Here is a 7,268-nt window from a genome sequence, read left to right on the forward strand (position 1 = left end):
GCGGGGCGGCCCCGGCCGCCCGGCCCCGCCCCGCCGCGCCCACCGCCCTCGCCGAGCTGGAGCGGCGCGCGGCCTCCCGGCACGGGCGCCCCGCCTACGGGCATGACGCACTGATCGCCTGCGACCGCCTGGTACGGGTCTTCACCACCGACGGGGTCGAGGTGCAAGCCCTGCAAGGGCTCGATCTGCTGGTCGCCGAGGGCGAGTTGATGGCGCTCGTCGGGGCGTCCGGCAGCGGCAAGTCCACCCTCATGAACATCCTGGCCGGCCTGGACGTGCCGACCGCCGGCGCCGCCACGGTCGCCGGCCGCGATCTGCTGACGATGGACGCCCGGGCCCGGCTCGGCTACCGCCGCGACGTCGTCGGCTTCGTCTGGCAACAGACCGCCCGCAACCTCCTGCCGTATCTGACGGCCCAGCAGAACGTCATGCTGCCGATGCAGCTGCACGGCGGCCGGCGGCGGGCGGCCCGTACGAAAGCGGCCGGGGAACTGCTGTCGATGCTCGCCCTCGACCACTGCCGGGACCGCCGTCCGCACCAGCTCTCCGGCGGCGAGCAGCAGCGCACCGCCATCGCGGTGGCGCTGGCCAACACCCCGTCCGTACTGCTGGCCGACGAGCCCACCGGCGAACTGGACTCGCACACCGCCGAGCAGGTCTTCACGGCCTTCCGTACCGCCAACGAGGAGCTGGGCACCACCATCGTGATCGTCACCCACGACCAGGCGGTGGCCAGCGAGGTACGGCGCACGGTCGCGATCCGCGACGGCCGTACGTCCTCGGAGGTGCTGCGGCGCACCGAACGGGATGCCGCGACCGGCCGGGAATCCCTGGTGGCCCGCGAGTACGCCATGCTCGACCGCGCGGGCCGGCTCCAGCTCCCGGCCGAATACACCCACAGCCTGGGCATGGAACACCGCGTCCTGCTGGAGCTGGAGCGCGACCACATCGGCGTCTGGCCGGACCGCACGGCCGACGGGGCGGCACGGTCAGGCGAGACGGACGGGGACGGAGGCAGGGACGAAAACAGTGCCGTAGGCAGCGGCCGGGACGAAAACGGGGACGGGCACGGATCCACTGACGGGGACAGCTAGTTCAGCTCGTTCAGCTCGTTCAGCCGCCTCGCGCGTGCCCTGCTGGATCCGTTACGTCCCGCTGTGCCCTGTCCGGCCGCTCGGGCGGCCGGAAACCCTCAGACCGGCGTGACCGTGAGCCCCGACAGCCCGGCCGCCCCCGCGGAGCCCCCGGTCCGTACGGCGATCGACCCGTAGGGGGTGCTCAGCCGCAGCCAGCTGCCCGCGGACAGCAGACTCAGCGGCTGGGGACCGGAGTCAGCGGCGCCGGAGGAGGTGCCACCGGAGGACGAGCCACCGCCCGCCGGCGCACCGGCCCGGGCCGGGCGCAGAAAGCCCAGCGACTGCGCGGCATGGGCGGCGCGCAACGGAAGGTGGGTGTCGCCGAGGGTGCGCGACCAGATCTCCCGGCCGATACGGTCCCGTACGGCACGGGTGCGGTGCTGCGGCTCCAGCGCCTCGTCACGGGACCGGAATTCGGCGACGGCGGCGGCCACCGCGCGCACCAGCGCCTCGGGCGCGGGCAGCCCCGGCACCCGCTGCCAGCCGCCGCGCGGCGGCAGCACCCCGGTCCACGGCGGGCCCGTGACCGCGGCGGGCACGGTCACCGCGTCCGACGACTCCTGGATGCCTTCGAGGAGTTCACCGGCCGAGACGGTGCTGTCCAGAGCCGTGTCCCCGGCGAGCCGCGCGGTGCGGATCGCCAGCACCTCGAAGGACGGGGGGCGGCCGAAGACGGCGAGCACCCCGCCGCCGGCCTGGAGGCGTACCGCGGCGGCCTTGTCGTAGTGGATCAGCCGGGCCAGGAAGGCAGCGAGATCCGCCGCCTCCCCGGCGTCGGCGAGGTGCAGCACCGTCATACCGCGACGGCCCCCCGCTGGTGTGCGGCGTCGTCCAGATACTCCTTGAGGATCGTCTTCTCCTCCGCGGTGAGGCGGCGGGGGCGGCCCTCGGTGAAGTCGAACGGGACGACGACGGTCGAGGCCCGCAGATAGAGGGTGTCCTCATCCTTGACCTCGTAGCCGACCGTCATCGACGCGGCGCTGATCTTCGTCACCCACAACTCGACGGCCACCGGGGCATGCCGGTGGACCAGCGGCCGCACATAGTCGATCTCGTGCCGGGCGACGACCGAGCCGCCCGTGAACGACGGGCTGCCGTCCCCCGGCGCCAGCCGGTGCATGAAGTCGATCCGCGCCTCTTCGAGGTAGCGGACGAACACCGCGTTGTTGACATGGCCGAACGCGTCCATGTCCGACCAGCGCAGGGGGCAGGAGTAGAGGTGTCGCACGACGGTCAGCCCCGGGTGAGCTTCTTGTACGTGGCGCGGTGCGGACGGGCCGCTTCCGCACCGAGGCGCTCGACCTTGTTCTTCTCGTAGGACTCGAAGTTGCCCTCGAACCAGAACCACCTGGAGTCGCCCTCGTACGCCAGGATGTGGGTGGCGACGCGGTCGAGGAACCAGCGGTCGTGGGAGACGACCACGGCGCAGCCCGGGAACTCCAGCAGCGCGTTCTCCAGCGAGGACAGGGTCTCGACGTCGAGGTCGTTGGTCGGCTCGTCGAGGAGCAGGAGGTTGCCGCCCTGCTTGAGGGTGAGCGCGAGGTTCAGGCGGTTGCGCTCACCGCCGGAGAGCACCCCGGCCGGCTTCTGCTGGTCCGGCCCCTTGAAGCCGAACGCGGAGACGTACGCCCGCGAAGGCATCTCGACCTGGCCGACGTTGATGTAGTCCAGCTCGTCGGAGACCACGGCCCACAGGGTCTTCTTGGGGTCGATGTTCTCGCGGCTCTGGTCGACGTAGGAGATCTTCACGGTCTCGCCGACCTTGATGTCGCCGGAGTCCGGGGTCTCCAGGCCCTGGAGCATCTTGAACAGCGTGGTCTTGCCGGCGCCGTTCGGGCCGATGACGCCGACGATGCCGTTACGGGGCAGGGTGAAGCTCAGGTCGTCGATCAGGACCTTCTCGCCGAAGGCCTTGTTGAGCTTGTCGACCTCGACGACGACATTGCCCAGGCGCGGGCCCGGCGGGATCTGGATCTCCTCGAAGTCCAGCTTCCGCATCTTGTCGGCCTCGGCCGCCATCTCCTCGTAACGGGCCAGTCGCGACTTCGACTTGGCCTGCCGCCCCTTGGCGTTGGAGCGCACCCACTCCAGCTCTTCCTTCAGACGCTTGGCACGCTTGGCGTCCTTCTGGCCCTCGACCTTGAGGCGGGTCTCCTTGGTCTCCAGGTACTTGGAGTAGTTGCCCTCGTAGCCGTGCAGACGGCCGCGGTCGACCTCACAGATCCACTGGGCGACGTGGTCGAGGAAGTACCGGTCGTGGGTGACGGCGACGACGGTGCCGGGGTACTTCGCGAGGTGCTGCTCCAGCCACTGCACGGACTCGGCGTCCAGGTGGTTGGTGGGCTCGTCGAGGAGCAGCAGGTCGGGGGCCTCCAGCAGCAGCTTGCACAGCGCGACGCGGCGGCGCTCACCACCGGAGAGGTTGGTGACCGGCCAGTCGCCGGGCGGGCAGCCGAGCGCGTCCATGGCCTGCTCCAGCTGGGTGTCCAGGTCCCACGCGTTGGCGTGGTCGAGGTCCTCCTGGAGCTTGCCCATCTCCTCCATGAGCTCGTCGGAGTAGTCGGTCGCCATGAGCTCGGCGACCTCGTTGAAGCGGTGGAGCTTGCCCATGATCTCGGCGGCGCCGTCCTGCACGTTCTGCAGCACCGTCTTCGACTCGTCCAGCGGCGGCTCCTGCAGGAGCATGCCGACGGTGTAGCCCGGAGAGAGGAACGCGTCACCGTTCGACGGCTGCTCAAGACCGGCCATGATCTTCAGCACCGTCGACTTACCGGCGCCGTTGGGACCCACGACACCGATCTTTGCGCCCGGCAGGAAGCTCAGCGTCACGTCATCGAGGATGACCTTGTCGCCGTGCGCCTTGCGCGCCTTGCGCATCGTGTAGATGTACTCAGCCAAGAGAAACCGTCCGGCAGATTGGATCGATCAGGGTCTGTGCGGCACCGCCCCGGGCCGTCGTACGCGGTGACCGGGGGAGGGCAGATACACCCCATCTTGCCGTACGCCTGTGCTCTGGCGGAAACGAGTAGGTCAGAGCGCCCCTGCTCAGCCCTGACCTGGCACGACGTGGTGGCTGTTCGGTTGCTCTCCGTCATCGTCGACGCCGGCCGAACGTACGGGCGCCGCCGCGGGGGCACGGGGCTGCGCCGGCGCCGTGGGACGGGCGGAGCTGTTGCCGGGGGCGCCCGGGTCCCGCGGACGCCGAAGGCCCCGGAGCGCCGCTGCGCTCCGGGGCCTTCACGTACTCGACCGGATACCGCCGCTCACCGATGGGTTACGGGGCGGTCGCCGGCCGCAACCGGGCGCCCGGTTCCACGGAGGCCGGGCTTCCGGCCTCCGGGTCGCCGGGCGTCACCGGGTGCCCGGTGATCACTGGGCGGGGGTGCCGGCCTTCTTCTTACGGAGGAAGAACACCGCGGCGCCGCCGACCACGACCAGGACGACCGCGATACCCGCGATCATCGGGGTGGCGCTGCTGGAGCCGGTCTCGGCGAGGTCGCCGCCCTTGTCACCGCCGGTGCTGCCACCGACCGAGGCGGGGCTGGGCTGCGAGGAGGGCTTGCCGCCGCCGCTGCCGGCGGTCTTGCAGTCCAGGACCCCGGAGAAGGACTTCTTGAAGCCGCCCGCACCCGTGATCGTGATGTTGTACGGCTGGTCCTCGGCCACCGGGACGGTCACGGTCTGCGACTTGCCCGGGGCGATCTCGTAGTCCTTGCCGGAGAGCTGGAAGCGGAACGCCTCATCGCCCTTGTTGCTGGCCGTGACGTCCACGCCGCCCTTGGCGCAGTTCTTCTCGGCGGTGATCGCCGGAATGGCGCCCTGCTTCTTCCAGGAGGCCGAGGCGGCCGCGGAGACCGTGGACTCGCTGGAGCCGGCCAGGATCTGGGTCTGGCTCTTGGCGTGCTCGCCGATGCCGGTGAAGGCACGGCCGACCGGGACCTTGGTGGCGGCCTGCGCGGTCAGCGAGGTGCTGCCGTCCGCGGCGCCCTTGGGCACGTCGAAGAACAGCTGGGTGCCGTCGGTGGCACTCGTGGCCGGCTTGCCGTCCTTGCCGACGATCTTGACACCGGCAGGCGCACCGGCCGCCGGGGCGATCGTGACGCTGTCGGCGTTGGTGTGCACGGTGACCGGGCCGAGCTTGCTGCCGGACTTACCGGAGACGGCCGGGGGGTCGAGCGTCAGCGACGCCTTGGGCTCGCCGACGTTCTGCGCGCTCTTCTCGAGGTAGTCGGCGAGCTTCTCGGCCGCCGGGTCGACCGCGTCCACCTTGACGTGGTCGGAGAAGCGCCAGATCGCGACCTGCGTGCCGGCCGCGGCGGTCTTCTCGGTGAGGTTGCCGGCGCCGGCCTTGGAGGCGAGCGCGGCCAGGTCGTTCACCTGGGGGTACGAGTTCTGCAGAATCCAGCGGATCTTGCCCGCGTCCCCGTTGTTGTGCAGCGACGAGGCACTCCAGGGCACTTCCTGGTACTTCGCCTGCTGCTGCGTCGGGTTGTGGATGTCGATGCAGTACGTCTGGAGCGTGCCGCCGTTGTCGACCGCCATCTCGAAGAGGCCGGCGCCGACGCGCTGGTCCCCTCCCTCGTTGTGCACGACCGCCTGGTCGAAGGTCTTCAGCCCGCCCAGCGTGGCGGTGGCACCCCCGTGTGCGGGGGTCGTCTCGTCCGCCGCGGCAGTCCCCGCGGTGGCTATCGCACCCGCCGCGACCAGGCCCGAGGCCATGACCGCGGCGGCAAGACGGGCTGCGCCCCGCCTCTTCATGGAAAGCATGAAATTCCCCTCTGGGCGAGGCGGTCGAGTGGGAGAGGATGCCTCGCCGGAAAGATCCAAAGAACTCAGCAGCCGAACACGTCAGCCCCCGTGAGTACTTGTCGGATCCTATGGAGCAGGCGCACCACGGTCCCCACTAATGGCACCCCATAAGCGATCCGAATCGCAATCGTTACCGACAACAGGCACCTTGACCTGGCATTATCGACAAATCAACGGGACTTTTCAGGATACTGCCACCTTCTCGGGCGAATCTGCTCCCGCTGCGGCCGGCGGAACGGAGGGATCCGGTGGCCCAAGAGGCGGCGGGACACGGGTGATTGTCGATGATTCAACAGTCGCAGGCGCCCCGGCCCTTGCGGGTGTCCCGGCGGCCGGGGACTTCTCGACGGCGGTCGGGGGCCTCTCGTCGGCGGCCGGAACCGCGGGGGCCTTCCGGTTCCCGCCGGCAGTCGGGACCATCGGAACCTTCCGACTCCCGCCGGTAGTCGGCGCCACCGGACCCTCCCGGCCCCCACCGGCCGTGCTCGCCGGACGGCTCGGCGCCTCCTTGGCATGTGCGGTCCCGGCAGCGGACAACGTCTCATCCCGGCCCACCTGTTGCCCATGAGGCTGCGCGACGTGCGCTGACCCCGATGACTGCGCAGGTGGCTGTGCCGGTTGCGGTGCGGAGGGCGCCGTGGAGTCCGTACCGGAACGCGTCGTCCGCGCGACTCTCCGGAACGCGGCGGTGCCACGCGCGAGATCGTGGCCGATCGCTACGGCGTCGACCTCCGCCGCGAACCATCGCTGCCCGCCCCGCTCGGGAGACTGCTCTCCTTCCCGCAGCCGCAACCGCCCCTGGACGATGAGTGGTTCCCCCACCGCCACCGAGGCCGCGACATTGTCGGCGAGCCCGCGCCACGACCGGACCGTGTAGAAACTCGTCTCCCCATCCGTCCAGCGCTCCAACGCCTTGTCCCACCGCCGGGACGTGGCCGCCAGCCGGAACCTCGCCACCGTCGCACCCGCGGTCGTCTGCCGGTGCTCCACCGCTGTCGCGGCATTCCCCACCAGCGTCACCATCGTGTCGTTCACGGACCACGCCTCCCCTGTGTCGTGCGCACGCTGTCGTCTTGTGCCGCGCGCTGCGTGGATTTCATGCTGCACGGATTCGGCGAGCGCCGCGGCGGCGTGTGGACGGCCGGCCGCCTGTGGACAACTCGGCCACCCGGAAGGGTTATCGCGAGGGAGCGCGCGGCCGGATGCCGGGGCCCAGCGGGCGCGCGCAGCTGCCCTTCGCCTCACGCCCGTCTGCTCCCCGTCCCCGTCTGCTTCCCGTCCCGCGGCCCCGTTCCCGGCTGCTCCCCAGGCCCTTCCCGTGCC

Annotated in this window: 6 protein-coding genes; 1 reads left to right on the forward strand and 5 read right to left on the reverse strand. The window is 70.8% G+C overall.

The genetic code is table 11. The features are described 5' to 3' along the window. Positions 1 to 56: 56 nt before the first annotated feature. Positions 57 to 1,094: an ABC transporter ATP-binding protein gene (locus EST54_RS32540; RefSeq protein ID WP_244942662.1), complete on the forward strand. Its 1,038-nt coding sequence runs from the start codon at positions 57 to 59 to the stop codon at positions 1,092 to 1,094. Positions 1,095 to 1,192: 98 nt separating this feature from the next. On the opposite strand, the gene EST54_RS32545 is transcribed toward EST54_RS32540, so the two are convergent. The 5 genes from EST54_RS32545 to EST54_RS36310 form a co-directional block, all read right to left on the reverse strand. Next, complete coding sequence (locus tag EST54_RS32545) at positions 1,193 to 1,933, reverse strand: hypothetical protein (RefSeq protein WP_129251284.1); 741 nt, start codon at positions 1,931 to 1,933, stop codon at positions 1,193 to 1,195. After that, on the reverse strand, positions 1,930 to 2,364 hold the full coding sequence (locus tag EST54_RS32550) for an acyl-CoA thioesterase (RefSeq protein ID WP_129251285.1): 435 nt from the start codon (positions 2,362 to 2,364) through the stop codon (positions 1,930 to 1,932). Before EST54_RS32550 ends, EST54_RS32545 begins: the two co-directional genes overlap by 4 nt. A gap of 5 nt (positions 2,365 to 2,369) precedes the next feature. Beyond that, a complete protein-coding gene (gene ettA / locus EST54_RS32555) occupies positions 2,370 to 4,034 on the reverse strand; it encodes an energy-dependent translational throttle protein EttA (RefSeq protein ID WP_129251286.1) in 1,665 nt (554 codons plus the stop codon). A 471-nt stretch (positions 4,035 to 4,505) separates the two neighbouring features. Beyond that, the gene (locus tag EST54_RS32560) at positions 4,506 to 5,903 is read right to left on the reverse strand and encodes an LAETG motif-containing sortase-dependent surface protein (protein WP_129251287.1); all 1,398 of its coding nucleotides are present in this window, start codon (positions 5,901 to 5,903) and stop codon (positions 4,506 to 4,508) included. Between the two features lie 225 nt (positions 5,904 to 6,128). Then, complete coding sequence (locus EST54_RS36310; protein ID WP_129251288.1) at positions 6,129 to 6,968, reverse strand: single-stranded DNA-binding protein; 840 nt, start codon at positions 6,966 to 6,968, stop codon at positions 6,129 to 6,131. Positions 6,969 to 7,268: the final 300 nt, after the last annotated feature.

It is taken from the genome of Streptomyces sioyaensis (assembly GCF_004122735.1).
Taxonomy (GTDB): Bacteria; Actinomycetota; Actinomycetes; order Streptomycetales; family Streptomycetaceae; genus Streptomyces; species Streptomyces sioyaensis.

Coding starts and splice junctions, on each gene's coding strand:
- EST54_RS32545 (WP_129251284.1), bottom strand. CDS start 1,933: ATGACGGTGCTGCACCTCGCCGACGCCGGGGAGGCGGCGGATCTCGCT.
- EST54_RS32560 (WP_129251287.1), bottom strand. CDS start 5,903: ATGCTTTCCATGAAGAGGCGGGGCGCAGCCCGTCTTGCCGCCGCGGTC.
- EST54_RS36310 (WP_129251288.1), bottom strand. CDS start 6,968: ATGGTGACGCTGGTGGGGAATGCCGCGACAGCGGTGGAGCACCGGCAG.